Source organism: Nocardiopsis sp. JB363 (assembly GCF_900143625.1).
Lineage (GTDB): Bacteria > Actinomycetota > Actinomycetes > Streptosporangiales > Streptosporangiaceae > Nocardiopsis.
The window spans coordinates 36,731-63,165 of the sequence record NZ_FRFF01000063.1; the positions used below are offsets into that span (position 1 = coordinate 36,731).

At 69.6% G+C, this 26,435-nt stretch carries 23 protein-coding genes; 4 read left to right on the forward strand and 19 right to left on the reverse strand.

Going from position 1 to position 26,435, the window contains the following annotated elements; genetic code table 11:
- Positions 1–44 precede the first annotated feature (44 nt).
- From gap to uvrC, 6 genes are all read right to left on the reverse strand, one after another.
- The gene (gene gap / locus BQ8420_RS09520) at positions 45–1,049 is read right to left on the reverse strand and encodes a type I glyceraldehyde-3-phosphate dehydrogenase (RefSeq protein ID WP_087097476.1); all 1,005 of its coding nucleotides are present in this window, start codon (positions 1,047–1,049) and stop codon (positions 45–47) included.
- A 338-nt stretch (positions 1,050–1,387) separates the two neighbouring features.
- A complete protein-coding gene (gene whiA / locus BQ8420_RS09525) occupies positions 1,388–2,368 on the reverse strand; it encodes a DNA-binding protein WhiA (RefSeq protein ID WP_087097477.1) in 981 nt (326 codons plus the stop codon).
- A gap of 201 nt (positions 2,369–2,569) precedes the next feature.
- Positions 2,570–2,995, reverse strand: a complete 426-nt coding sequence (locus BQ8420_RS09530; RefSeq protein WP_087097478.1) for a DUF488 domain-containing protein — start codon at positions 2,993–2,995, stop codon at positions 2,570–2,572.
- Positions 2,996–3,040: 45 nt separating this feature from the next.
- Complete coding sequence (gene yvcK / locus BQ8420_RS09535; protein WP_235006020.1) at positions 3,041–4,063, reverse strand: uridine diphosphate-N-acetylglucosamine-binding protein YvcK; 1,023 nt, start codon at positions 4,061–4,063, stop codon at positions 3,041–3,043.
- A 189-nt stretch (positions 4,064–4,252) separates the two neighbouring features.
- The gene (rapZ, locus tag BQ8420_RS09540; RefSeq protein ID WP_087097479.1) at positions 4,253–5,137 is read right to left on the reverse strand and encodes an RNase adapter RapZ; all 885 of its coding nucleotides are present in this window, start codon (positions 5,135–5,137) and stop codon (positions 4,253–4,255) included.
- On the reverse strand, positions 5,134–7,137 hold the full coding sequence (uvrC, locus tag BQ8420_RS09545) for an excinuclease ABC subunit UvrC (protein ID WP_087097480.1): 2,004 nt from the start codon (positions 7,135–7,137) through the stop codon (positions 5,134–5,136). The genes rapZ and uvrC overlap by 4 nt, the downstream gene beginning before the upstream one ends.
- A 178-nt stretch (positions 7,138–7,315) precedes the next feature.
- Between uvrC and BQ8420_RS09550 the strand changes: the two genes are divergently transcribed.
- The gene (locus BQ8420_RS09550; protein WP_087097481.1) at positions 7,316–8,473 is read left to right on the forward strand and encodes a mechanosensitive ion channel family protein; all 1,158 of its coding nucleotides are present in this window, start codon (positions 7,316–7,318) and stop codon (positions 8,471–8,473) included.
- A gap of 78 nt (positions 8,474–8,551) precedes the next feature.
- Here BQ8420_RS09550 and BQ8420_RS09555 read toward each other — a convergent pair whose 3' ends face one another.
- The 13 genes from BQ8420_RS09555 to BQ8420_RS09615 all read right to left on the reverse strand — a co-directional run bounded on the left by BQ8420_RS09555 (position 8,552) and on the right by BQ8420_RS09615 (position 23,708).
- Positions 8,552–8,938 (reverse strand): Rieske (2Fe-2S) protein, encoded by a 387-nt coding sequence (locus BQ8420_RS09555; protein WP_087097482.1) that lies wholly within the window; start codon positions 8,936–8,938, stop codon positions 8,552–8,554.
- Between the two features lie 121 nt (positions 8,939–9,059).
- The gene (gene uvrA, locus BQ8420_RS09560) at positions 9,060–11,894 is read right to left on the reverse strand and encodes an excinuclease ABC subunit UvrA (protein WP_087097483.1); all 2,835 of its coding nucleotides are present in this window, start codon (positions 11,892–11,894) and stop codon (positions 9,060–9,062) included.
- A gap of 313 nt (positions 11,895–12,207) precedes the next feature.
- Complete coding sequence (locus tag BQ8420_RS09565) at positions 12,208–13,221, reverse strand: TerC family protein (RefSeq protein ID WP_087097484.1); 1,014 nt, start codon at positions 13,219–13,221, stop codon at positions 12,208–12,210.
- A 275-nt stretch (positions 13,222–13,496) separates the two neighbouring features.
- The gene (locus tag BQ8420_RS09570; RefSeq protein WP_087097485.1) at positions 13,497–14,579 is read right to left on the reverse strand and encodes a glycosyltransferase family 4 protein; all 1,083 of its coding nucleotides are present in this window, start codon (positions 14,577–14,579) and stop codon (positions 13,497–13,499) included.
- On the reverse strand, positions 14,576–16,177 hold the full coding sequence (gene murJ, locus BQ8420_RS09575) for a murein biosynthesis integral membrane protein MurJ (protein WP_087097510.1): 1,602 nt from the start codon (positions 16,175–16,177) through the stop codon (positions 14,576–14,578). Before murJ ends, BQ8420_RS09570 begins: the two co-directional genes overlap by 4 nt.
- A complete protein-coding gene (locus tag BQ8420_RS09580; RefSeq protein WP_235006021.1) occupies positions 16,174–16,998 on the reverse strand; it encodes a hypothetical protein in 825 nt (274 codons plus the stop codon). The genes murJ and BQ8420_RS09580 overlap by 4 nt, the downstream gene beginning before the upstream one ends.
- Positions 16,995–17,933, reverse strand: a complete 939-nt coding sequence (locus BQ8420_RS09585) for a copper transporter (RefSeq protein WP_087097486.1) — start codon at positions 17,931–17,933, stop codon at positions 16,995–16,997. The genes BQ8420_RS09580 and BQ8420_RS09585 overlap by 4 nt, the downstream gene beginning before the upstream one ends.
- A complete protein-coding gene (gene steA, locus BQ8420_RS09590) occupies positions 17,930–19,132 on the reverse strand; it encodes a putative cytokinetic ring protein SteA (RefSeq protein ID WP_369825492.1) in 1,203 nt (400 codons plus the stop codon). Before steA ends, BQ8420_RS09585 begins: the two co-directional genes overlap by 4 nt.
- 127 nt (positions 19,133–19,259) lie before the next feature.
- Complete coding sequence (gene recN / locus BQ8420_RS09595; protein ID WP_087097487.1) at positions 19,260–20,972, reverse strand: DNA repair protein RecN; 1,713 nt, start codon at positions 20,970–20,972, stop codon at positions 19,260–19,262.
- 52 nt (positions 20,973–21,024) lie between these two features.
- Entirely contained in the window at positions 21,025–21,951 is a 927-nt protein-coding gene (locus tag BQ8420_RS09600; protein WP_087097488.1) for an NAD kinase, read from the reverse strand.
- A gap of 111 nt (positions 21,952–22,062) precedes the next feature.
- Positions 22,063–22,863 (reverse strand): TlyA family RNA methyltransferase, encoded by an 801-nt coding sequence (locus BQ8420_RS09605; RefSeq protein WP_200815870.1) that lies wholly within the window; start codon positions 22,861–22,863, stop codon positions 22,063–22,065.
- Between the two features lie 21 nt (positions 22,864–22,884).
- Positions 22,885–23,064: a hypothetical protein gene (locus BQ8420_RS09610; protein ID WP_087097490.1), complete on the reverse strand. Its 180-nt coding sequence runs from the start codon at positions 23,062–23,064 to the stop codon at positions 22,885–22,887.
- A 38-nt stretch (positions 23,065–23,102) separates the two neighbouring features.
- Positions 23,103–23,708 (reverse strand): hypothetical protein, encoded by a 606-nt coding sequence (locus BQ8420_RS09615; protein ID WP_087097491.1) that lies wholly within the window; start codon positions 23,706–23,708, stop codon positions 23,103–23,105.
- Positions 23,709–23,869: 161 nt separating this feature from the next.
- On the opposite strand from BQ8420_RS09615, the gene BQ8420_RS09620 reads away from it, so the two are divergent.
- Genes BQ8420_RS09620 through BQ8420_RS09630 form a run of 3 tightly spaced genes read left to right on the forward strand, consistent with a single transcriptional unit; the run spans position 23,870 to position 26,390 of the window.
- A complete protein-coding gene (locus tag BQ8420_RS09620) occupies positions 23,870–24,220 on the forward strand; it encodes an SCP2 sterol-binding domain-containing protein (RefSeq protein ID WP_087097492.1) in 351 nt (116 codons plus the stop codon).
- Positions 24,221–24,268: 48 nt separating this feature from the next.
- Positions 24,269–25,591 carry a DUF1015 family protein gene (locus BQ8420_RS09625; RefSeq protein ID WP_087097493.1) on the forward strand — a complete coding sequence of 441 codons (1,323 nt, stop codon included), beginning with the start codon at positions 24,269–24,271 and terminating at the stop codon, positions 25,589–25,591.
- Positions 25,563–26,390, forward strand: coding sequence for an aminoglycoside N(3)-acetyltransferase (locus BQ8420_RS09630; RefSeq protein WP_087097494.1), 828 nt, complete (start codon positions 25,563–25,565; stop codon positions 26,388–26,390). Before BQ8420_RS09625 ends, BQ8420_RS09630 begins: the two co-directional genes overlap by 29 nt.
- Positions 26,391–26,435: the final 45 nt, after the last annotated feature.

Here is a 26,435-nt window from a genome sequence, read left to right on the forward strand (position 1 = left end):
TGCCGGAACACGCGTATGCGGCCACGAGCCGTGAGAGCCCGTGGTTACAGGTTGGAGCCGACCAGCTTGACCACGTCGACCAGGCGGTTGGAGTAGCCGAACTCGTTGTCGTACCAGCCCAGGATCTTGACCTGATTGCCCATGACCATGGTCATGCCGCCGTCCAGGGTGCAGGAGGGCGCGGTTCCGACGATGTCGGAGGAGACGATCGGGTCCTCGGTGTAGACGAGCACGTCCTTGAGCGGCCCCTCGGCGGCGGCCTTGAACGCGGCGTTGACCTCGTCCCGGGTGACCTCACGGTCCACGGTGACGACCAGGTCGGTGGCCGAGCCGTCCGGCACGGGCACGCGCATGGCCATACCGTCCAGCTTGCCCGCCAGCTCGGGGATGGCCAGGGCGGTGGCCTTGGCGGCACCGGTGCTGGTGGGAATGATGTTCTGCGCGGCGGCGCGGGCGCGACGCAGGTCCTTGTGCGGCAGGTCCAGGATGACCTGGTCGTTGGTGTACGCGTGCACCGTGGTCATGAAGCCCTGCTGGAAGCCGAAGTTGTCCAGCAGCACCTTCGCCATCGGCGCCACACAGTTGGTGGTGCAGGAGGCGTTGGAGATGATGTGGTGGTTCGCCGCGTCGTACTGGTCGTCGTTGACGCCCATGACGAGGGTGATGTCCTCGCCCTTGGCCGGGGCGGAGATGATGACCTTCTTGGCGCCCGCGTCGATGTGCTTCTGGGCGGCCTCGGCCTTGGTGAAGATGCCGGTGGACTCGACGACCACGTCCACGTTCAGGTCGGCCCAGGGCAGCTGGGCGGGGTCGCGCTGGGCGATGACCTTGACGGTCTTGCCGTCGACGCGAATGAAGTCCTCGCCCGCCTCGACCTCACCCTTGAGGGTGCCGAGGACGGTGTCGTACTTGAGCAGGTGCGCGAGCGTCTTGGTGTCGGTGAGGTCGTTGACCGCGACGATTTCGATGTCACTGCCACCAGCGGCGACCGCACGCCAGAAATTGCGGCCGATACGACCGAAGCCGTTGATGCCTACACGGATGGTCACGGAACCAAACTCCTCATTTATCGCCCAGCAGTTTCACCCGGGCGTTCACGTCTGGGGGATCCGGTACCGCAAGGCCCGAATCGACCATGTTGAACAGCGTGAACGCATAACAGGTGTTCACAAAGAGCCTAGCGGAGCGTCGACGGAGACCTGCTCGGACCCCACGCTCAACGACCCTTCCACCCTCGCGGATTCATTACCCATCCTGGCACCACGAACCAAAGAGGTCTATACCATTTTCGGAAGTTATCCCCGAGTTTCCGCAGTTAACAAAGGCGAACATCTCCGTTGCTCCCGTGTCCGGGGGCGTACGGCCCGACCTGCCGGGTCGTACGTCCTCAGGGCACCAGCATGTCCGGAGTGAGGTTCGCCTCCGTCCCCTCGATACCGAGGTCGCTCGCCCGCTTGTCCGCCATGGCCAACAGCCTTCGGATACGCCCGGCGATGGCGTCCTTGGTCAGCGGCGGTACCGAGAGCTGTCCCAGTTCCTCCAAGGAGGCCTGTTTGTGCGCCAGTCGCAGCCGACCGGCGGCCACCAGGTGCTTGGGGGCGTCCTCCCCCAGAATCTCCAGGGCCCGCTCCACGCGGGCGCCCGCCGCGACCGCCGCGCGGGCGCTGCGCCGCAGGTTGGCGTCGTCGAAGTTGGCGAGGCGGTTGGCGGTGGCGCGCACCTCACGGCGCATCCGACGCTCTTCCCAGGCCAACACGCTCTGGTGAGCGCCCAGCAGAGTCAGCAGCGCCCCGATGGAGTCGCCATCGCGTACCACCACACGGTCCACACCGCGCACCTCACGTGCCTTGGCGTGCACCTTGAGTCGACGGGCCGCGCCCACCAGTGCCAGCGCCGCCTCCGGCCCGGGGCAGGTGACCTCCAGCGACATCGACCGGCCCGGTTCGGTGAGTGAGCCGTGCGCGATGAACGCTCCACGCCAGGCCGACTCCGAGTCACAGGCGCCACCGGCGACCACGTGTCGCGGCAACCCGCGCACCGGACGACCGTTGTTGTCCACCAGCCCGGTCTGTCGGGCCAGGGACTCGCCCTCCTTGATCACCCGCACCACGTACCGATTGCCCTTGCGCAACCCGCTCGGGGACAGCACGACCACCTCGGACTCGTGTCCGAACACCTCCGAGATGTCCTTGCGCAGCCGGCGCGCGGCCGCGCCCGTGTCCAACTCCGCCTCGATCACGATCCGGCCGCCCACGAGGTGCAGGCCTCCGGTGAACCGCAGGATGGTGGACACTTCCGCCTTACGGCAGCATGGCTTGAGAATCACCAGGCGGCTCAACTCGTCCTTCACCACGCCGGTCATCGCCATCGCCGCGATCCTCCCCCTTGAGCCGTCAGGAAACCGGTGTCCGACACCCGACACCGGCCACCGTCACCCGGTATGGGAACCGGGCGACCTACTCGTCGCAGACTACGTGACGCGGGCCTGGACGCCGACCCGTGCACGGCGTGTCGCCGATCCACCGGCCCAGGTCACAGGCGGCGTGTCGGCCTTCGTGGCGATGTGCGGTCAATTGCCCCCGGAGCCTTGGGACCCCTGGGAGCCCGACAACGATTCCAGGTGATCGCGCAGCACGATGGCGTGGTTGTGCTCGGTGTCCTTGGCCGCGTACAGCAGGGTCACCTGCCCGCGCCGAGCCGCGCCCAGAAGGGGTTCGAGTACCTCGGGGGCGTCCTCCAGTTCGGTGCGGTAGCGCTCGGCGAACTCGTCGAAGCGCTCCGGATCGTGCCCGAACCAGGTACGCAGGTCGGAGCTGGGCGCCACGTCCTTGAGCCAGGTGGCGTCCTCCATGGCGCTCTTACTCACCCCGCGCGGCCACATGCGATCCACGAGGAAACGCTCGCCGGGCGGGGGCTTCTCCTCCTGGTCCGGGTGTTTCAGGGCGCGGACCTCGTCGTAGACACGTTCCAGGTGGATGCGGTGCTTTTCTGCCATGCGATCGCCCTTCCCGGACGAGGGTCGATCCGAACCCGGACCCGATCAAGGTTCGTGTTCGTCGAGTTCCTCGGGGGCGGTCAGCACACGTTCGAACGCCGCGGCGAGCTTGTCCGTGTCGTGCCTGGGGGTGCCGTCTCCCAGGCTCAGGTCGGCCAGCTCCAGCCGTCCGCCCAGTTCGGCGACCACCGATGCGAGCGGGGCCGGGTCCTCGACCGTCCCGGTGTCGGCCAACACCACGTCCACCCCCAGCTTGGGCGCGTGCTCGCGCAGCACCTCCAGGTAGGTCTCGGGGCGGAAGCCGTCGGTCTCCCCTTTCTGCGGCGACAGGTTCAACGCCACCATCCGCTTGGCGCGGGTGGTGATCAGGGCGTGCGCCAGGTCGGGGACCAACAGGTGCGGCAGGACGCTGGTGAACCAGGACCCGGGGCCGAAGACCACCCAGTCGGCCTCCCGAACCGCCTTGACCGCCTGGGTGCTGGCCGGGGGTTCCTCGGGCAGCAACGACACCGAACGCACCCGGCCGTTGGTGCTCGCGCAGGCCACCTGGCCGCGCACCGTGGTGATGTCGTCGGGACGTTCGGGGTCCACCCCGAGCACTTCCGCGGAGATCTCCAACGGCACCGACGACATCGGCAGCACTCGGCCGTGGGCGCCGAGCAGTTGCCCGACCCAGTCCAGGCCGGCCACCGAGTCCCCCAACAGCTCCCACAAGGCGACGATCAGCAGGTTGCCGACGGCGTGACCGTGCAGGTCGCCTTCGGAGCGGAAGCGGTGCTGGAGCACCTGGGTCCACGTGTGACCCCACTCGTCGTCCCCGCACAGGGCAGACAACGCCATCCGCAGGTCGCCGGGCGGGAGTACCCCCAGTTCCTCGCGCAGACGGCCGCTGGACCCCCCGTCGTCGGCCACGGTCACGATCGCGGTGACGTCGGTGGTCACCCTGCGCAGCGCCGACAACGAGGCGTACAGACCGTGTCCGCCTCCCAGCGCGACCACCCGGGGCGGACGCGCGGTGTCATCCCCCTCCGGTTCATCCGGCTCCTCCGGCTCGGCGCTCTTCGGCATGCCTTCGGCCTGTCCCCTCGTCCCCTGGTCCAACGAACACCCCGGCCACGTCCCCGATCCGTCGTGCCCGAGTCCCTGCACGGATCCGCAGAACCGACCATGATCGGGCCAATGTAAGGGAAGACGCCCCTCTTGGCGATTCGGTTGACCGGTCGGTGTCGGCGCGGTGACGGGCCGGGGTCGCAGTCATTACTCTCGGTCGACGTCGCGGTGAACGACGTTGACGTCCACCCCTTGTCCCCGCAGTCGCTCGGCGAACTGTTCGGCCATGGCCACGCTCCGGTGCTTGCCGCCGGTACAGCCGACCGCGAGGGTCATGTAGTGCTTTCCCTCGCGCTGGTAACCGGCGAGGGTCAGCTTGAGCACCTCGACATAGGCCTCCAGCATCTCCTTGGCGCCGTCCTGGGAGAGAACGTAGTCGCTCACCGGCTCGTCACGCCCGTTCATGGGTCTGAGCTCGGGCACCCAGTGGGGGTTGGGCAGGAAACGGCAGTCCAACACCAGGTCGGCGTCGACCGGCAGGCCGTGCTTGAACCCGAAGGAGACCACGTTGGCGCGGGTGCGCGCCTCGTCGCTCTCCCCGAAGAACCCGATCACCCGCGCCTTGAGCTGGTGCACGTTGAGCTGGGAGGTGTCGATGACCAGGTCGGCCTCGCCACGGATGGCGAGCAGGGTCTCTCGCTCGCGGGCGATCCCGTCGGTGACGCGTCCCTCGCCCTGGAGCGGGTGAGGGCGACGCACCCCTTCGAAACGACGTACCAGGGCCTCGTCGGAGGCCTCCAGGTACAGCACGCGCGCGGTCATGTCGCGCTTGCGCAGCTCCTCGACCGTGGACAGCAGGTCCTCGGTGAAGGCCAGCGAACGCACGTCCACCACCACCGCCACTCGCGGCACCGCGCCATGGGTGCGGCCCGCCAGTTCGATCATCGTCGGCAGCAGTCCCGGTGGCAGGTTGTCCACCACGAACCAGTCCAGGTCCTCCAAGGCCCTGGCCGCCGTGCTGCGTCCCGCACCGGACATCCCGGTGACGATGACCACCTCGGGTGGCAGCACTCCACCCAGTTCGACCGTCATTTGTCTCCTCCCCCGTCAGTACTCTGCTCTGCCGTCGCCCCACCGGACAGGTGTGCGTGCACGGCCTCTGCCAGCTTGGCACCGATACCGGGCACGGCGGCGATGTCCTCGACGCCGGCCTCGGCCAGCCGTTTCACCGAGCCGAACTCCTTGATGAGGGCGCTCCGTCGGGACGGACCCAGCCCGGGCAGCTCGTCCAGACTGCTACCGGTGAGCGCCTTGGCGCGCTTTTGGCGGTGGTAACGGATGGCGAACCGGTGGGCCTCGTCGCGTACCCGCTGGAGGAGGTAGAGCCCCTCTCCGTTGCGCGGGAGGATCACCGGGTCCTCGTCGTCGGGAAGCCACACCTCCTCCAATCGCTTGGCCAGTCCGCACACGGCCACGTCCTCGATGCCCAGTTCGTCCAGGGCCCGCCGGGCCGCCTCGGCCTGTGGTCGGGCACCGTCCACCACCACCAGGTTGGGCGGGTAGGCGAACTTACCGGGTGTGGGCTCACCCTCGGTGGCCTCTTGTTGTGCGCCGTGGTCACCGGTCTCGCCCATGCGGGCGAGCTCACCGGCCTTGGAGCTCTCCTCCAGGTAACGGCGGAACCGCCGCCGGACCACCTCGTACATGGCGGCCACGTCGTGCAGTTCGCTCCCGCCCTCGCCGCTGCCGCGGATCGAGAAGCGTCGGTACTCGGACTTGCGCGCCAACCCGTCCTCGAACACCACCATGGACGCGACCACGTGTTCGCCTTGCAGGTTGGAGATGTCGAAGCACTCGATGCGCAGCGGGGCCTCGGGCAGGTCCAGGGCCTCCTGGATCTCGTTGAGGGCCCGGGAACGTGTGCTCAGGTCGCCGGCGCGGTGGGTCTTGTGTCGGGCCAGCGCCTCTCGGGCGTTCTTGTCGACCGTCTCCATGAGGGACTTCTTGTCGCCCCGCTGCGGCACCCGCAGGTCCACCGTGGAACCGCGGTGCTCGGACAGCCACCGGGCGACGGCCTCACGATCGGTGGGTTCGTGGGAGACCAGGACCTCGCGTGGCACCGAGGTACCGGTGCCCTCGACCTCCTCCTCACCGCCCAGGGCGCCGTAGATCTGGCGCAGGAAGGTCCGCATGAGCTCGCCGGGGTCGGCGTCGGTGACACGGTCGACCACGTATCCGCGTCGGCCGCGGATCCGTCCGCCGCGCACGTGGAAGATCTGGACCGCGGCCTCCAGCGGGTCCTCGGCCATGGAGATGACGTCGCAGTCGGTGGAGTCGGGCAGGACCACGGCCTGCTTCTCCAGGGCGGCGCGCAGGGCCTCGATGTCGTCACGGATCCGCGCGGCCCGCTCGTACTCCTGTTCCTTGGCCTCGTCCCTCATGCGGCCCTCCAGGCCGCGGATGAACCGTCCGGTGTCGCCGGCCATGAAGGAACAGAAGTCCTCGGCCAGCTCGCGGTGCTCCTCGGGCGTGGCCTTGCCCACACACGGCGCGACGCACTTGCCGATGTACCCGAGCAGACAGGGCCGGCCACTGTTTCGGGCGCCTCGGAACACCCCCGCCGAACAGGTCCGCACCGGAAAGACCCGCAGCATCAGGTCGACGGTCTCGCGGATGGCCCAGGCGTGCGAATACGGGCCGAAGTACCGCACCCCCTTGCGTTTGGCGCCGCGCATCACCTGCACCCGTGGAAACTCCTCGTTGAGGGTCACCGCCAGGTAGGGGTAGCTCTTGTCGTCGCGGTACTTGACGTTGAATCGCGGGTTGTACTGCTTGATCCAGGAGTACTCCAGCTGAAGTGCCTCGACCTCGGTGCCGACGATGGTCCAGTCCACGTCGGCGGCCGTGGACACCATCTGCTGGGTGCGCGGGTGCAGCCCGGCGAAGTCACGGAAGTAGGAGGACAGACGTGACCGCAGGTTCTTCGCCTTGCCCACGTAGATGACCTGACCGGCGGTGTCCCTGAACCGGTAGACGCCGGGCTCTGTCGGGATCGATCCGGGTGCCGGTCGAAGGTGAGGAGTCGCAGCCATGACCCCATTCTGGTGGGTGGTGGGGACAGACGGCCACCTGCCCGGCTCACGAGGGCGGATGGACCCGCTCACGTCACAATGATCGTTCATCCAAACGTCACGATTGGGTATCCACATGCTCTAGGTTGGGCGGGTAACGCAGCAACTTTCCGACATTGACGACAAGGAGGTCCACGCCGTGACCGTTGCGCACTGGATCGCGATCGGCATCGCCGTCGCGGTCTCCATGATCCTGGTCTTCGTGCTGCATTGGGTGCTCAACCACAAGTTGGGCAAGGTCTGGCCGATGACCCGCTACGTGGTCTCACGTTCGGCGGTGACCGCCTACACCGCGGCCGCGGTGGTCGGCGCCAACCTGGCCCTGCCCGGCGTGGGCGACGTGGGGTGGAGCACGTACTCGACCATCGAGCACGCGATGCGGATCCTGATGATCGGCACGCTCACCGCACTGGGTCTCAGCCTGGCCTACGCCGCCACCGACATGGTGTTGCAGCGCCTGTCCATCAGCAACGGCGACGCCGACCGTCGCGCCCGCAGGCTGCAGACCCAGGTCCGCCTGCTGCGCCGCGTCATCACGTCCGTCATCGTGGTCCTGGCGATCGCCTCGATCCTCTTCACCTTCGACGCCGTGCGCGCCCTGGGTGCCGGGCTCCTGGCCTCGGCGGGTGTCATCGGTATCGTCGCCGGTGTCGCCGCCCAGTCGACCCTGGGCAACCTGTTCGCCGGACTCCAGCTGGCCTTCAGCGACGCCCTGCGCATCGGGGACGTCGTCGTGGTCGAGGGCGAATGGGGCCGGGTCGAAGAACTGAGCCTGGTCAACGTCACCATCAAGATCTGGGACGAGCGCCGCCTGGTGGTCCCGGTCGTCAACTTCACCACGACCAGCTTCGAGAACTGGACCAAGGCCGGCACCAACATCACCGCCAAGGTCGAGTTCCCCCTGGACTGGGAAGTGCCCGTCGCCGAGCTTCGCGAGGAGGCAGGCAAGCTCGTCACCTCCAGCAAGCACTGGGACGGCCGCAGCTGGTCCTGCCAGGTCGTGAACATCAGCGAGACCGGTGAGATCGTGGTGCGCGTGGTGGCCACCGCCGCCGACACCGGCGACCAGTGGAACGTCGCGTGTGAGATCCGCGAACACCTCATCACCTGGTTGGCCACCAACTACCCGCAGTCGCTGCCGCGCAAGCGCACCGAGTTCGTCTCCAGCGGCGACGACGAAGACTCCGTCTACGCCTCGGAGTTCCCCACCTCGGCTTTCCGCCGCGCCACCGCCGCCTCCGGCGCCGTGCACGAGAGCAACGGTGACGCCCGCTCCGGGAACCCGGACGAGGCCTGAGGCCCCTTCCCCCCGTACATGACGGAGCCCCGACCGCTCACACCGGTCGGGGCTCCGTCATGTACGGCTCCGACGCCTTCAGTCCAGGATGATGTCGGTGCCGTCGATGGTGACGGTGAACGACTCCAAGGGGTCGTTGGCGGGCCCGGCCACCGGGTCACCGGAGGTGTAGTCGAACTCGCTGCCGTGACACAGGCACCGGATCAGCTCGTCCTCCACCTCCTGAACCGTGCAGCCACCGTGGGTGCAGGCGGCGTCGAAGGCCTTGAACTCGCCCTTCTCCGGCTGGGTCACCACCAGTTTGCTGTGGCTGAACACCGTGCCGCCACCCTCCGGAACCTCGGTGGTCTGACCGACCACCTGGCCGCGGCGCACCTCCTGCGGTTCGGGAGGTTCTCCGCAAGCGCTCACGGCGCCGACGGCCGTAGCCGCTCCCGCCGTACCGAGCAGGCGCCGCCTGCTCATTCCGCACCCGCATGTCCTCATTCCGGCCACGACCGAACGCTCCTCGCCTACGCCTGTAAGTCCACTACGAACTGTAGTAGCCCAGGTGGGGTGCCCCGTCCCGACCCCCGGTCGGCGAGAGTCAGAGCATCTTGGCGAGGAAGCGTCCGGTGTAGGACTCGGCGACCGCGCCGACCTCTTCCGGGGTGCCCTGCGCCACCACCAGGCCACCGCCGGAACCGCCCTCGGGGCCCATGTCGATGACGTGGTCGGCGGTCTTGATCACGTCGAGGTTGTGCTCGATGACGATCACCGTGTTGCCGCTCTGGGCGAGCCGGTCGAGCACGGACAGCAGCTTACGGATGTCCTCGAAGTGCAGACCGGTGGTCGGCTCGTCCAACACGTACACGGTCTTGCCAGTGGAGCGGCGCTGGAGTTCCGAGGCGAGCTTGACCCGCTGGGCCTCACCACCGGAGAGCGTGGTGGCGGGCTGGCCGAGCCGCACGTACCCCAGGCCCACGTCCACGAGCGTCTGCAGGTGGCGGCGGATCGCGTTGATCGGCTCGAAGAAGTCCAGGGCCTCGGCGATCGGCATCTCCAACACCTCGGAGATGTTCTTGCCCTTGTACTTCACCTGGAGGGTCTCCCGGTTGTACCGGGCGCCGTGGCACACCTCGCAGGGCACGTACACGTCGGGCAGGAACTGCATCTCGATCTTGAGCGTGCCGTCGCCGGAGCAGGACTCACAACGTCCGCCCTTGACGTTGAAGGAGAACCGGCCCGGCTGGTAGCCGCGTGTCTTGGCGTCGGTGGTCTGCGCGAACAGCTTGCGCACGTGGTCGAAGACCCCGGAATAGGTGGCCGGGTTGGAGCGCGGGGTGCGACCGATGGGGCTCTGGTCGACGTGCACCACCTTGTCGACCTTGCCCATGCCGTTGACCCGCAGATGCCGCCCGGGCACGTCGCGGGCACCGTTGAGCTCCTTGGCCAACGCCTTGTACAGGATCTCGTTGACCAGCGTGGACTTGCCCGAACCGGACACCCCGGTGACCGCGGTGAACACGCCCAGCGGGAAGGTGACGTCGATGCCTTCGAGGTTGTTCTCCCGGGCCCCGCGCACCACCAGTTCGTGTCCCTTGGTGAGGGGACGGCGGCTCTCCGGCAGCTCGATGACGCGTCGTCCCGACAGGTAGTCGCCGGTCAGCGAGTCGGTGGCGGTGTACAGCTCGTCGACGATGCCGGAGACCACCACGTGTCCGCCGTGCTCGCCCGCGCCGGGGCCGATGTCGACGACCCAGTCGGCGGAGCGGATGGTGTCCTCGTCGTGCTCGACCACGATGAGGGTGTTGCCGATGTCGCGCAGCCGTTGCAGGGTCTCCAGCAGACGTGCGTTGTCGCGCTGGTGCAGGCCGATGGAGGGCTCGTCCAGCACGTAGAGGACACCCACCAGGCCGGAACCGATCTGGGTCGCCAGGCGGATGCGCTGGGCCTCACCGCCCGAGAGCGAACCCGAGGAGCGGGCCAGGCTGAGGTAGTCCAGCCCCACGTCCAGCAGGAAGCCCAGACGGGCGTTGATCTCCTTGAGCACCTGAGCGGCGATGACCATGTCGCGGTCCGACAGCCGCAGTTCGGAGAGGAAGGCGGCGCTCTCGCTCAGCGACATCGAGGCGACCTCGGCGATGGACTTGCCGCCGATGGTCACCGCGAGCACGACCGGCTTGAGCCGGGTCCCGTCGCAGGTGGGGCAGGGCACGCTGCGCATGTAGCCCTCAAGGCGATCACGGGTGTGGTCGCTCTCCACCTCGGAGTGACGGCGCCGCACCCAGGGCACCACGCCCTCGAACTCGGTGTAGTAGGAGCGCCTGCGCCCGTATCGGTTGCGGTAGCTCACGTGGACCTGGGTGTCGTGCCCCTCCAGGATGGCTTTGCGGGCCTGCCGGGGCAGACGCTCCCAGGTGGTGTCCATGTCGAAGCCGATGGCCTCGCCCAGGGCCTGGAGGATGCGTTCCCAGAAGCCGCCGTTGGTACCGCCCGACCAGGGGGCGATGGCGCCCTCGGCGAGCGTCTTCTCCGGGTCGGGCACCAGCAGGTCCCCGTCGACCTCCATCCGAGTGCCCAGACCGGAGCAGTCGGCGCAGGCGCCGTAGGGGGCGTTGAAGGAGAAGGACCGCGGTTCGAGCTGTTCGAAGGACAGGTCGTCGTAGGGGCAGTACAGGTGCTCGGAGAAGACCTTCTCGCGCTCGGCGTCGTCGCCTTCCAGGTCGACGAAGTCCAGCACGATGGTGCCCCCGGCCAGCTTCAGGGCCGTCTCGACCGAGTCGGTGAGCCGGCCCAGGGAGCTCGGCTTGACGCTGAGCCGGTCCACGACCACGGAGATGTCGTGCTTGTCGTAGCGGCCCAGCTTGGGCGTCTCGTCCAGACGCACCGCCTGGCCGTCGACCATGGCGCGGGTGTAGCCCTTGGACTGCAGGTCCTTGAAGAGTTCGACGTACTCGCCCTTGCGGCCTCGTACGACCGGGGCGAGCACCTGGAAACGGGTGCCCTCGGTCATCTCCATGACCCGGTCGACGATCTGTTGAGGGCTCTGCCGGGCGATCTCACGGTGGCACTCGGGACAGTGCGGCACGCCCACGCGTGCCCACAACAGACGCAGGTAGTCGTAGACCTCGGTGATGGTTCCGACGGTGGAGCGCGGGTTGCGGCTGGTGGACTTCTGGTCGATGGAGACCGCGGGCGAGAGACCCTCGATGAAGTCGACGTCGGGTTTGTCCATCTGGCCGAGGAACTGTCGGGCGTACGCCGACAGTGACTCGACGTAGCGACGCTGACCCTCGGCGAAGATCGTGTCGAAGGCGAGCGAGGACTTGCCCGAACCGGACAGACCCGTGAACACGATCATGGAGTCGCGGGGCAGATCCAGGGAGACGTCCTTGAGGTTGTGCTCCCGTGCTCCACGGACCACCAGTTGTTCGACCATCGAGTGAGACATCCTTCGGCTGTGACGCACAGGACATCGGACCACGTCGAATGACGTCGGCTGACCCGTGTGCGGCTTCGCGGTACGGCGATCGCAGGCCCGTCCGGGCCACGGCGGCCTGGTATTCGGCCGCTTCCAGGGGATGTGGGGAGGGGGTCGCCTCCCCCGCCCGACAAGACTAACGATCGCCCGTGACGGTTTCTTCCACCACGCAGAAGTGGTGGTGCCCACGACGCTCCAGCGCCAGGACACCACCACTATAAACGAACAGTCGTTCGAATATTCAGGATTCTTCGAAGTTCTTCGGGGTCGGTCAGGACCGGTCGGCCGGCCGGTCCGATTCGACCTCGACGTTCTTGTCGCCGTCCGAACGCGACTTGATCAGGCTGCCGACGATGGTGATGGCCATGATGCCCAGGATGACGGTCAGCGAGGCGCCGATACCGACCTCGATGACCTGCACGCCGTTCTCGTGCAGCGCGTGCAGGATCATCTTCACACCGATGAAGACCATGATCGCCGACAGGCCCCAGCTGATGTAGGCCAGGCGGTCCATGAGACCGGCCAGCAGGAAGTACAGCTGACGCAGACCCATCAGGGCGAAGGCGTTGGCGGTGAAGACGATGTAGGCGTCCTGGGTCAGACCGAAGATCGCCGGGATGGAGTCGACGGCGAAGACCAGGTCGATGACGCCGATCGCGACGATCACCAGCAGCATCGGGGTCACGTGGCGACGGCCGTCGAGCTTCACGGTCATCTTGGCGCCGTGGTAGTCCTTCGTCACCGGCCAGAAACGCTTGACCAGGCGGACCACCGGGGTCTGCGTGAAGTCCTTGTCGTCCTCGTCACCCTTGAGGTGGTCCCGGATGATCTTGTAACCGGTGTAGATGAGGAAGACGCCGAAGAGGTAGAAGACCTCGCTCCAGGCATTGATGACCTGGGCGCCCAGGACGATGAAGATGCCTCGCATCACGATCGCGATGACGATGCCGACCAGCAACACCTCGTGCTGGTACTTCTTGGGTACCGCGAACCCCGTCAACAACAGATAGAAGACGAACAGGTTGTCGATACTCAGGCTCTTCTCGGTGACGAACCCGGCGAAGTACTCGGCACCCGAGGTGACGCCGCCGAAGTACATGACCCCGAAACCGAAGACGATGGCGATTCCGATGTAGAAGACCGCCCACCAGGCGGCCTGCTTCATCCCGAATTCCATGGGGCCCTTGGTCTTACTCCACGGGCGGTCGACGATGATCAGATCCATAGCGAGGATCAAGATCATGGCCGCGATGGTGGCAGCCCAGACCCACAGGGGAACGTTCACGTACTGACTCTCCTCCGGCCGGTGCGCGCGAGCGTTGTGCGCGCACGAAGATTAACCGGAGGTCTCTCCCGCCCGCACCTTGACGGTGTGGACCGACGGTACCGGGAATACGCCCTTGTATTCCGTGATGACGGCGCCGCCGCGATAGGGATACTCCCCTCACGTGGTGAAGCAGGCGCGTGAAGCGCACTCGCAAAGAGTACGCCATCCGAGCCGGTCCTCAGGATGTCATGAACCCCGCCCGGGAGGAAGTCACCCCGACGGTGGTATCGCCCTCACCATCGGGCCACCGCCTTGTAGATCGAACACACCGACTCCACCGCGTCGTCCTCGGTGGGAAGTGCCCGCGCCGTCTCACGGGAACGTGCGCGCAGGTCGGCGGCGAGCCCGGGGTCGTCGATCACCCGCCCGACCGCCGCGGCGAACGCTTCCGGCTCCCCCGGCGGCACCATCAGCACCGTGCCCGCGTACAGGTCGGGGATGCCCCCCACCCGGGTGGCCACCACCGGCAGGCCGGCCCGCAACGCCTCCATGATCACCAGAGAGGGGCCCTCCCACCGGCTCGTGAGGCAGAACACGTCCGCGGCCGCGAGCAGATCCGCCACGTCCCCGCGACGCCCCAACATGCGCACGTCCGTGTCCATCTCGGCGGCCATGTCGTGCAACTCCCCCCACAACGGCCCGTCCCCGGCGATCGCCACCACCGGTTCGGGCACTCTGTCGGCGATCGCCGGCGCCGCTTCCAGCAGCGTGTCGAGCCCCTTCTGTTCGGCCAGACGCGCCACCGTGAGCAGCAACGGTCGTTCGGGCGGCACCGCCAGGTCACCGCGGGTCTCCTCACGGCCCTTGAGCGCCCGCCCCGTGTCCGGCGCCGCCACCACCGCCATGCGCGCGTCCCCCGCCCCGGCGGCCCGCAATCTCTCCACCAGATCACCGGAGACGCCCAACGCGACGTCGGCGCGCAGCGCCACGATCCGCTCCAGCGCCGGATAGGCCGCGGCCAACGGCCCCTCCGCCCGGGGCGGCGCGTTGTGCGCGGTCACCACCAGCGGACGCGCCCCGGCCAAAGCGCACATCGCTCCGGCCCGCAGACCGTGCGCGTGCACCACGTCCGCCCCGCCCAGCAGTGCCCGCAGCCGCAGCACCGCACCGGGATCGGACCACGACGGGCCCCTGCCGACCCGCACCGGCGAGAACCTCATCCCCGCCTCGGCGAAACCGAACTCCCGCTCGACCTCGGGCGGCCCCACCACCGCCACCCGGTGACCGCGCCTCAGCAGCCCTTCGCCCAACGAGCGCACGTGGCGACCCACACCTCCGGTACTGGTCCCGACCACCAGCGCGATCCTGCCGTTCACCGCGTCCCCCTCCTGCGTTCGAGTACCGCCTGGGCCCGACCGGCCACCACGCGCACCGCCGACCGGTCCACCAGGGCCGCGACCGCGCCGAACACCACCAGAGCCGCCCCACCCGACACGAGTACCGCCCCCACGGCCGTCTGAACACCGCTCGGCTCCGACACCACCGCCACGGCACGGCCGGCGACCGTACCGGCGACCCCTCCCAGCAGCGCCGCGGCCAGGGACCGTGACAGTCCGGCCAGACTGTCACGTCCGTGCACGCTCACCACCCCGGCGCACAACAGGACCGCGGCCGTTCCCGTCCCCACGGTGGTGGCCGCGCCCAACCCCGTGATCGCCCACCCGGCCGGTACCGCCCACACCAGGGCACAGGAGCACACCATGACCACCGACCACCCCACGACCTGCGCGATGGCGGCCCGCCTGCCGTCATGGGAGGCGTACAGGGCCCGACCGGTCACGGCGATCAGCGCGAACCCCACCACCCCGGGCGCGTAGGCGAGCAGTCCCCGTTCCAGGGGCAGGGGATCGACCCGGGCGAGGACCACCGACAGCGGCCCGGCCGCGGCGGCGAGCGCGGTACCCGCCGCGGCGGTGATCACCACCACGGCCCTGGCCCCGGCCGCCGACAACCGGGCGAACCCGGGCCGATCGTGTTCGGCGTGCGCCACCGCCAGTTCGGTGAAGGCACTGGTGGCGATGGGCACGGCGATCACCCCGTAGGGCAGGGTGAACAACGCCCACGCGTAGGTGTAGTGCACGGCCGCCCCGGCGCCACCGCCCCGGTTCGCCAGGGCCACCGCCAACAACAGCGACGACTGCATGGCCACCAACGGCAGCAGGGAGGCCGTGGCCAGGTACCGCACTCGGGCCCCCACCCCGGGCGGGAAGGTCAATCGTGGCCGGAGGCTCAGCCCCAGGCGCCGGGTGGGGAGGAGCGCCGTGACGAACAGCGCCGCCACCCCCGCCGTGGTCCCCAGGGACAGCGTGAGTTCGGCGACCGAGGGCAGAGCCCCCGGTTCCTGACGGTGATCGGAGCCCAACGGAACGAACGCCAGGTAGGCGGCGACCACCACGAGGCTGGAGACCAGCGGGGCCAGGGCCGGGCCCAGGAAACGCCGGTGGGCCTGCAACACCCCGAAGAGCACCGCGGCCAGCCCGTAGAAGACGACCTGGGGCGCGAACACCACCAGCATGCGCGCGGCCAGGGAGATCAGCGCGGCACGGCCACAGCCGACGCCGCCCCCCAGCATCAGCGTCATCGCCGGTACCGAGACCAGCGCCAACAAGGCCGCCAACGGTAGGGAGAGCAACAGGACCCAGGTGATCAACGCCGAGACGGTCCGCCGTACCCGCTCGTGTTCGCCCCGCCTGACCGCGACCGCCAGCACCGGGACCACCATGACGGTCAGGGCCCCACCGATGACGATCTCGAACAAGACCGCCGGCAGCTGATTCGCCGTGACGTAGGCGGTGCCCAGACAGGTGTCCCCCACCGTCTGGGAGAAGACGACGGTGCGAGCGAAGCCCGCCAGCCGCGCGCCCACCGTGACCACGGCGATGAGCGCGGCCGCCGCGGCGATCCCACGGGTCATGTCGGCGACCGACCCCAACGGTCCAGGCGACGCAGCACCGGCGTCCGGTCGATCACCCGGGAGAAGCCGGCGACCTCTCCGGCCAAGGTCAAAGCGACCACCCCGCCGAGCAGGGTCAGCCGTACCGGTCGCGGGGCCCGGGCCACGGCCGCCACGCCCAGCGCCGCGCCCAAGGCGTTGGCGCCCGCGTCACCGAGCATGCAACGTTCGGCCAGTTCGTCGGGGAGCAGGGCGATCGAGGCCCCCACCACCGGGCCGACCAGCGGTGCGGCCGGGGTGGCCAGCGCGGGTGCGGCGACCAGCAGGGAGAACTTCACCGCGCGGCCGGGGCGCAGGTCGAACAGGTTGACCAGGTTGGCTCCGGCCGCGATCAGGGCCCCGTCCACCAGGGTGTCGACCGGGCCCCGCCGCGACAGGGACGCGGCGGCCAGGCCGGTGGCACCGATGCCCGCCATCTTGACCACGCCGGTGGTGACCCGTCCGCGGGCCAGCGCGCCCAGGTGGCCGCGCAGCCCCCTGACGTCGGCCGATCCGGACAGGTCGTCGTAGGCGCCGAAGGCGGCGGCACCGGTGACGGCCAGAGCCGAGGCGGCCCGTGCCCTCGGGTTCGCCCCGGGGATCAGGGCCATGGCCGCGCACATTCCCGACGTCAACGCGGCCCCCTCCTTCAAGGTGACGGTCCTACCGCGGAAGTTGACCCGTTCCCACCCGCGGTCACGGCGTCGCGTCAGCCACCGGTAGACGGAGCGGGCGGCCAGACCGCCCAGAGCGGCTCCGGCGAGACCGCGCGCCGTCGAGGTCAGGGCGGGCTCGACGCTCACTCCCCGCTCCCGGCGGCGTCCGGCAGAGGTTCGGGGAGGAACCCGGAGACGCCCTCGCCCACACCGTAGGCACCGCGCCCGCCCGCCAAGGCCTCGGCCAGTGCCAGGGCGACGACCACGTCGCCGGCGGGGCGACCCGCCACGTCCACGGTGCTGTAGGGGGCATCCTCGGCCAGGGATCGGGCGATGGGCCCTCCCTCGCGCGCGGCCTCGGCTCCCCCGGCCAGGACTGTGGCCCCCACTTCCCGGTTCATCGCCTTGGTGAGCGTGAGCAACACCGTGGTGGCGGCCTCGGCGTCCTCCTCGATCGGTCCGGCGGGCGCCACCACGATCAGGGCCCGGGCCGAACGCGCGGGCGACCCCTGCACGGTGATCAGGCCGCCCTCCTCGAAGGCGGCCAGGGTCGCGGCGGCGTCGTGTCCGCCTTCGTCGTCGTCCTCATGGGCGGACAAGGCGCGCCCCAGTTCCGTACCCGCCTTGTCGTAGGGCCCACCGGTCAGCTCGTCGGGGGTGTCGGAGACCTGGAGGGAGAGTTCGTCGAGGAAGGTGGCCTCCTCGGCGTCCGGGAAGGCGTCCCGCATCGACACACGCCCGGCGACCTCCGCGCCGGCCTCCTCCACACGCGCCCCCAGCGCGCGCACCACGTCCTCGTCGGCGCCGGGCGCGGCGACCACGACCAGGTCGACACCGTCGAGCCGGTCGGTGAGCACGTCATCGGCGGTGGCCTCGGCCAGCTGGTCCGCCCCGGCGTTGAGCAGTTCGGCCTCGTCCCGTTCGGCGCGCAGATCCTCGCTCTGGCCGCGCAGGTCGGCGGTCTCGGACCGCATCGACTCCAGCAGCGGGTCCTGAAGCATCGTGGTGCCCAGGACGAGTCCGACCGTCAAGGCCAGGAACACGGCGACGATGGACACCAGGTGGTAGCGGAAGTCGATCACGTGAACAGCCCCGTCGACGAGTAGACGAACGCGTCCCAACGCGCCGCCAGGAAGGTGAGGTAGACCTGACCGGCCGATGAGCAGTACGCGGCGACCACGATGGTGAGCAGGCACGCGGCCACCAGGGTCAGAAGCGCCCACGGCGAGATGCGCGAGCGGTACAGCCGGCTCACTCCCTTGGCGTCGACGAGTTTGCCGCCCACCCGCAACCGCGTCAGGAAGGTACTGGCCATGCCCGAGCGGCCCTTGTCGAGGAACTCCTCCAGGGTGGCGTGGGTGCCCACCGCCACGATGAGGGACGCCCCGGCGCCGTCGGCGAGCATCATCGCCACGTCCTCGCTGGTACCGGTGGCGGGGAAGACCACGGCGTCGTGGCCCAGGTCCCGCAGGCGCCGCAGTCCGGGCGCGCGCCCGTCCCGGTAGGCGTGCACCACGAGTTCGGCGCCGCTGCCCAGGGCCCGGTCGGTGACGGAGTCGAAGTCGCCGACGATGATGTCGGGCCGGCACCCGGCCTCCATGACCGCGTCGGCACCGCCGTCCACGGCGATGATGACCGGCCGGAATTCGCGGATGTAGGGGCGCAGCGCCGCGAGGTCCTCGCGGTAGTGGTAGCCGCGCACCACGATGAGCACGTGGCGGCCCTCCACGGCCGTGCCGATGGCGGGGATGCCGATGCCGTCCAACAGAAGGTCGCGTTCGCGCTGGAGGTAGGCCATGGTGTTGGCGGCGAAGGCCTCCAGCTGGGTGGCCAGCCCGGCGCGGGCGAGTTCCATGGCGGCGCCGACCGAGGCCCGGTCCTGACGGACCCCGCGGGCCACCACCTCCACCCCCCGGTACAGGGTGTCGCCCTCCAGGCGCAGTCGTTCGCCCTCGCGCACGCGGGTGAACACCTCGGGGTCGACGTCGTCGATCAGGGGGACGCCCGCGCCCACCAGGAGTTCGGGCCCCTGGTTGGGGTAGCGGCCACTGATGCCGGGGGCCACGTTGACCACGGCGGCCGCACCGCAACCCACGAGCGCCTCGGCGCTGACCCGGTCCAGGTCGACGTGGTCGATCACGGCGATGTCACCGGGGCGCAGGCGCTTGGTCAGGTTCTTGGTTCGACGGTCCGAACGGACGGGAGCGACCAGCCCGGCGGGGGGCTCCACCCGTGGGCGGCGAAATCGCAGTGTGCCTCTGAACGCCTCGGATACCTTCATCGGTGGCATACTGTCAGATTTCATTCACCCGGAGTCACGACAGTCGGCCGATCGGCGTTTTCGGGACGAAACGTCGCCGGTGCCCGAATTCTGGACACCGGCGACGGAGTGCGCGCGAGCGGGTGGTTCAGGCCGCCGGATACGCCCGCTCGGGGTCGGCGTTGGTCAACAGCTCCTCGGCGTGCGCCCGCCCCAGCTCCGAGTCCTCCAGACCCGCGAGCATCCGCGACAGCTCACGCACCCGACCACCACGGTCCAGCAGCACCACACCGCTCTCGATGACCAGACCGTCCGTGGACTTCTCCACCACCAGATGGGCGTCGGCGAACGCCGCCACCTGCGGCAGGTGCGTGACCACGATCACCTGGGCGCGCTGGGCCAGACGTGCCAGCCGCCGTCCGATCTCCACCGCGGCCTTACCGCCCACACCCGCGTCCACCTCGTCGAACACGAACGTCGGAACCGGGTCCGAACCCGCGAAGACCACCTCGATGGCGAGCATCACCCGGGACAGCTCACCACCGGAAGCGCCTTTGTGCAGCGGCAACGGCGGCGCACTCGGGTGCGGGGCCAGCAGCAGCTCCACCTCGTCGCGCCCGTGCGAACCGAACTCCTCACCGGTGGTGATGCGCACGATCACCCGGGCGTGCGGCATCGCCAGCGCGATCAGCTCCTCGGTGACCGCCGTACCGAACCGCTCGGCCGCCGCCTCACGGATCGCGGTGAGCTCGACGGCCGCCTCGTCCATACGGGCGGCCAGCTCCTCGGTCTCCGCACTCAGCTCGTCGATGCGCTCGTCGTCGCCGTCCAGGTCCGAAAGACGCTTGGCCGCGTTCTCCGCCCAGGTCAGCACCTCGTCGGTGGTCGCGCCGTACTTGCGCGAGAGCTGGGTGAGCAGGGAACGACGCTCCTGCACCGCGGCCAGCCTGCCCGGGTCGGCGTCCACCGACTCCGCGTAGGAAGCCAGTTCGGTGGCGGCGTCGGTGATGATGTAGGACGCCTCGTCCAAACGGCCACCGATCGAGGCCAGGTCCGGGTCGTGCTCGCTCACCGAGGCCACCGCCTGACGCGCGGCCGACAACAACCCCACCACGTCGGCCTGCACCTCCGCGGCGGCCGGGTCACCGGTGAGGGCCTCGTGCGCGGTGGTGGAGGCCATCCGCAACCCGTCGGCGTGCGCCAGCCTCGTCTCCTCGGCGAGCAACTCGGCGTCCTCACCCGGCAACGGCTCGGCGGCGGTGATCTCCTCCACCCCGAACCGGAGCAGGTCGGCCTCCTGGGCACGCTCACGCGCCCGTTCCACCAACTCCTCCAGCTCGGCCGACACCTCACGATGGCGCCGGTAGGCCACCGAGTAACGCTTCATCGTCTTGGCCAGGTCGTCACCGGCGAACCGGTCCAACGACGAACGCTGACGGTCCGAACGCAGCAGACGCTGCTGGTCGGACTGGCCGTGCACCGCCACCAGGTCATCGGCGAGGTAGGCCAACAGGCTCACGGGCGTGGAACGACCGCCCATGGTCGCGCGCGAACGCCCCTCCGCCGACACCGTCCGATTGAGGATCAGCACGTCGTCGTCGATGTCACCACCGGCCTCGAACACCCGAGTCGCCACGCGGCCGCCCTCGGGCACCGTCAGCCGGCCTTCGACCAGCGCCCGGTCGGCGCCCGGCCGGACCCGCTGGGGATCGGCACGACCACCGAAGAGCAGTCCCAGCCCCGTGACGACCATGGTCTTACCCGCGCCGGTCTCACCGGTGACCACGGTCAGACCCGGTGACAACTCCAACATGGCGTCGTCGATGACACCGAGGCCTTGGATGCGGACTTCTTCGAGCACCGAACCCTCTCCTGAATAGTTGACGCCCTGTGCGTGTGCCTACGCCGATCGTTCAACGTTCGTTCCCGGCACGCCCCCGCCATCCCGTGACCGGCAGACCGAACTTGGCCACCAATCGGTCGGTGAACGGCGCGCGATGCAGCCGGGCCAGACGCACGGGCGTATCGGCACGGGTGATCTCGATTCGTGCCCCCGCGGGCAATTCGACCATACGTCGTCCATCACACCAGAGCACGCCCGGTGTGGTGTCGGGCAGCACCTCCAACGCCACCGTCGCGTCCGGGCCCACCACGAGGGGACGGGCGAACAGGGCGTGCGCGCTGATCGGCACCACCAACACCGCCTCCACGTCCGGCCACACCACGGGCCCGCCCGCGGAGAAGGCGTGCGCGGTGGAGCCGGTGGGGGTCGCGCACACCACACCGTCACAACCCCAGCTGGACAGGGGACGCCCGTCCACCTCCAGGACCATCTCCAGCATGCGGCGGGCGTCGGCCTTCTCCAGGGTCGCCTCGTTGAGCGCCCAGGAACGCACCGGGGGCGCCCCGTCGCCACGGCCTCCGTTGAAGACCGCCACGTCCAAGGTCATGCGTTCCTCGACGATGTACTCACGCCGGACCACGCTGCGCACCGTGGCGCCCAGGTCCTCACGTTCGGCCTCGGCGAGGAACCCGACGTGCCCGAGGTTGACGCCCAACAGCGGCGCCCCCGCGGGACGGGCGATCTCGGCGGCCCGCAACAGGGTGCCGTCACCGCCCAGGACCATGACCAGTTCCACACCCTCGGCGGCCCCGGGGCCCTCCACCGGTTCCACCGGGGACAGCTCACAACCCTCGGCCGCCAGGTTCTCCAGCTCGCTCTTGAGCATGCGCACGGTCAGCCCGGCCCCACTGAGCCGTTCGTGGACCAACCGGGCGCTGCGCACAGCCGCGGGTCTACCGGTGTGGGCCAGCAGCAGAACACTGCGTCCGCCGGTCATCGCCGTCCCCTTACGTTCACTCCCCGTCCGGGAGCACTGGTACCGACCGGATACCTCGCCCGGACCCGGCCGGGTCACGTTACCGGACACCGACGACCATGGGCCACGCCCTCAGGAGGGCCCCTCCTCGATCGCCCGCTCCAAGCGGGCGGGGTCCAACGGGTCGGCGCCGGACCGCATCCACAGGAAGTACTCGACGTTGCCCGAGGGGCCGGGGAGGGGGCTGGCGGCCACGTCGACCACGCCGAGACCCAAGGTGAGGGCGCGCGCGGCCACGTCGGTCACGGCCTCGGCCCGCAGCGCCGGTTCACGAACCACACCGCCCGAACCCACACGGTCCTTGCCGACCTCGAACTGGGGTTTGACCATCATCACGAAGTCCGCCTCCGGGTCGACGCAGTCGCGCAGCGGACCCAGCACCAGCTTCAGGGAGATGAACGACAGGTCGCCCACCACCAGGTCGGGTCGGGGTTCGGCGATCCGCTCGGGGGTGAGTTCACGGACGTTGACCCGCTCCATCACCTCGACCCGATCGTCGCTGCGCAACGACCAGGCCAGTTGCCCGTAACCGACGTCGACCGCGGTGACGTGGGCGGCGCCGCGCCGCAACAACACGTCGGTGAATCCGCCGGTGGAGGCGCCGGCGTCCAAGGCGCGACGCCCCTTCACCGAGAACTCGAACGCGTCCAACGCGCCGATGAGCTTGTGCGCCCCGCGGGAGACATAGGTCGGTTCCTCGGAAGGGGTGCGCACCACGATGGGTTGGTCGGTCCCGATCTGGGTGGCGGCCTTGGAGGCGACCATCCCCGACACATGGACGAACCCGTTCTCGATGATCTCGGCCGCGTGACCGCGGGAGCGTGCGTGACCGCGGCGGACCAGTTCCGCGTCGAGCCGACTACGTTTTGCCATGGTCACCTAGGGTACCGGGCGCTATCGCCCGCTCTGGGACCCCTGCCCCAGGGCTCCGAGCACACCGGACAGCTCCTGTTGCAGAGCGTCGAAGACCGCCACGTGTTCGTGGGTGGGCGCGTCGTCCAGGCCGGCCAGCCGTTCCCTGGTCGCCCGCAGGGTCTGTTCGGCCAACGCCTCGGCCTGTTCGTCGGCGCCCATACGTCCCCCGTCCCTCGTTTCCCTCTCGACACCACCGTTCACTTCTTGGCGCTCTTGCCCTTGGTGGTGCGTTTGGCGGTGGAACGAGAACGCGTGTTCTTGGTCGTGGCCCCGGTGCCGCCGGTCTTGGGCCGGGGGGTCGAGGGCTCGGCCGAAGCGGTCTCCCGCGGGGCGGGCTCCGGTTTCGCCACCGGCTCCGGCTCGGCGGGCTCGGTGGGTTCGACGGGCTCCTCCCGGACCGGCAGCACCGAGGAAGCCCCATCGCGCGGGGCCAGCGCCCGCTCCACCGCGTGTCTGGCGCCCAGCCGGCGCTCCAGCTCCGCGACCCGGCGCACCACCCGCTCGTGCTCGGCGCGCGGCACCATGTCCATCTGTTCCAGGGCGTGCCCCACCTCGGCCCGCACCAGGTCGGCGATGGCCGCCCGGTTCGCCTGACTGGTCTCGATCAGCTCACCGGCCAACGCCTGGATGTTCTGTCCCACCCGCGGCGGCGGACCCTGAGCACCGTCCCCGGCGGGGGGCGGCGAACCGCCCGCGCCACCGGCCCGCAACAACGCCTTGGCGGCCGAGACCGCCTCCTTGCGGGAGAGTTCGGTGAGGCCATTGGCGGCGTCCAGGTAGGTGCGTACCGCGTCGACGACCATGATGACGTGCTCCTTGATGGGACCGCGGGAGGAAACGAACGAAAAGAGGGCGCGGGTGAGGGACGGACCTCGTGCCGGGGGACGACGCCAACGCTACCGTTCCCACGGTCCCCGTGACACTCGAACGGACGATCCCCTCACCGATACGGCATCATGACCCCATGAGCAGCATCGACGCGTGCCTCGCCGGCATCGCCCGGGCCAACGTGCGCCTCCTCGAAGAATCCCTCGACCGGCGCCGCCGACACATCCGCGAACGCACCGTCAGCGTGATCGTCCCCGACCTGGACACCGCCTTCGACATGCGCCTGACCGTCGACGGTCTCACCGACGTCACCCATCGGACGCGCACCGCGCCGGCCCCCACACCCCAGGTCACGGTGACCGTCTCCAGTGACGACTTCGTCGCCCTGTCCGAGGAGCGCCTGGACCCCGCGAAGGCTCTGCTCAGCCGCCGTCTGAAGGTCGACGCGACCTTCGGCGACCTGCTGCGCCTGCGCCGTCTGCTCTGATCCCAGGGGGTGCTCCGACGGGCTTCCCCGGGGCGATACCTTTCTGGGATGCCACGCCGATCTCTTGACCTGGCCCCCTTCCGCGGTCTCCGCTACGCCGCGCCCGACGTCGACCGCTTCATCGACAACGGTTTCGACGTCGCCCGACTCCTGGCCCCGCCCTACGACATCCCCGACGCCCGGGAGGCCCGGGAACTCCAGCGCTCCGACCCGCACAACGCGGCCAGGGTCACACTCCCCTTCGAGCTGTCCCGCCAGGACGCCGCCGCCCACCGCTACCGTGGCGCCGCCACCCTACTGCGCAGCTGGATCGACGATGGCTACCTCGCGCAGGACCCCGAACCGGCCCTGTACGTGTACGAGCAGATCACCCCGGACGGCCGGCTCCAACGCGGACTCATCGGCGCTCTGGGCCTGCCCCGGGACGAGTCGGAGACACCGGCGGTGCGCCCGCACGAGGACGTGGCCGAACCCCCCGTACTCGACCGCTTCCTGTTGATGGGCGCCGCCCGAGCCAACCTCGAACCGATCTTCCTGGTGTACCGGGGCGAGGGCGGTACCGCCTCCAGCGTCACCGAGGCCGCCGCCCAGGGCACACCGCTGATCTCCACCCGCACCGGCGACGGCGCCCGACACCGTCTGTGGGCGATCACCGATCCGGCCGTCCACCGCGACGTCGCCCGGGACCTGACCACGCGCACGGCCCTGATCGCCGACGGACACCACCGCTACGCCGCCTACCGGCGTCTGCGCGACGAACACACCGACCCCGGGTGGAGGCACGGTCTGGCACTGCTCGTGGACAGCGACACCCACCCGCCCCGGCTCGGTGCCATCCATCGTGTCCTGCCCGGACTGGACACCGCTCGGGCCCTGGACGACGCCCGCTCCGTCGCCACCGTCTCCCCCCTCCCCGACGCCGACCCCGCTCACCTGGACACCGTGGACTCCCCCGCCCTGTTGGTGGTCTCTCCCGACGGCACCGCCCACCTGGTGCACGAGTTCGCCGAACAAACCCTGTCACGGGCCATGTCCGAACGCTCGTCCGAGTGGCGGCGTCTGGACACCGCGGCCCTGCACGAGGTCCTCCTGCCGCTCTGGGGCGTCAGCGAGGAACGGGTGCGCATGGTGCACGACGACCCGACCGAAGCGGTGACCGCCGCCCGCACCGAGCAGGGCACCGCCGTCATCGTGCCCCCGCTACGGGTGGAACAGGTCTACGCGGTCGCCGATCGCGGCGAGCTCACCCCCCGCAAGTCCACCTCCTTCGGCCCCAAACCCCGCACCGGCCTGGTCATGCGGGTTCTGGACCGACCCACCCCCGACCGAGGAGAACATCGACATGCCCACGGATCACCCCCAGACCGGTGAACTCCTGACCCGGGACCTGACCCGGCTGGGTGTACGCCCCGGCGACACCCTCCTGGTGCACTCCTCCCTCGGTTCCCTGGGATGGGTGTGCGGTGCCGAACAGGCCGTGGTGCGGGCCCTGATCGACGCGGTCGGACCCCGAGGAAACCTGGTGGTGCCCACCCAGACCTCCGACAACACCGACCCCTCCGGGTGGCAGAACCCGCCGGTGCCCGAGTCCTGGTGGCCGACCATCCGCGAACACACGCCCGCGTTCGACCCCCTCGCCACCCCCGGCGCCCACATGGGGCGGATCTCGGAGATGGTGCGCACCTGGCCCGGAGCGGTACGCAGCCCCCATCCGCAGACCTCCTTCGCCGCCTTGGGCCCCGACGCCCACCACCTCATGCACCCCCATCCACTGGGCTCGGCCCTGGGTGAGGAGTCGCCTCTGGCCAGGCTGGAGCTCTCCGGTGCCCACGTCCTGCTGCTGGGGGTCGGCTATGACACCTGCACCACCTTCCATCTCGCCGAATACCGGGTGCCTGCCCCCGTCCGGGCCGACACCTCGTGCGCGGCCACGACCCCCGGCGGGGAGCGGGCCTGGGTGACCGTCCTGGACGTCGCCGTCGACTCCGACGACTTCGCCGCCCTGGGCGCGGACCTGGAACGGACCGGCACGGTCACGGTCGGCCCCGTGGGCGCCGCCACCGCACGCCTGTTCCCGCTGGCCGACGCGGCACGCTTCGCCACCACCTGGCTGACCGAACACCGAACCCCGGCTGCGATACAGCCCACACCCCACCGGGGAGCCCCGTGAATCGGAGGCGTCTAGCCTGGAGGCGACCGCCACCACCGCACGGAA